Source organism: Azoarcus sp. TTM-91 (assembly GCF_012911025.1).
Lineage (GTDB): Bacteria > Pseudomonadota > Gammaproteobacteria > Burkholderiales > Rhodocyclaceae > Azoarcus.
The window spans coordinates 1-382 of record NZ_WUEI01000324.1; the positions used below are offsets into that span (position 1 = coordinate 1).

Consider the following 382-nt stretch of genomic DNA (forward strand, 5'->3'; position numbering starts at 1 on the left):
GACGAGAGAACAGCCCGCGTGCTATTGCCACACGTTGCGCCATACCGCCCGAGAGTTCCTTCGGCCAGCGCGCCCCGACACCCGGCAGGCGGACCTCGGCAAGCAGTCTCGCGACACGATCAGCAGCTTCGCCGTAAGCGCGCAGCGGAAAGCAGATGTTGTTCGCCACATCGAGCCACGGCAAAAGCCGCGGCTCCTGAAAGATCACGCCTAGCTCCGGCGACGAACCATCGAGCGGTACACCGCGCAGCGCGACCGCCCAGTCGAAAACGCGATCGAGCCCGGCCACGATGCGCAACAGCGTGCTCTTGCCGCAGCCGCTCGGGCCGAGCAGGCTCACGATCTCGCCCTGGCGCACCGTGAGCTGCGTGTCGCTCAGCAC

Annotated in this window: 1 protein-coding gene; it reads right to left on the reverse strand. The window is 67.0% G+C overall.

Annotated elements, in window-relative coordinates:
* Positions 1-382 (reverse strand): ATP-binding cassette domain-containing protein (locus GRF61_RS24455; protein WP_169153191.1); only part of this gene is annotated, 382 nt, incomplete at both ends.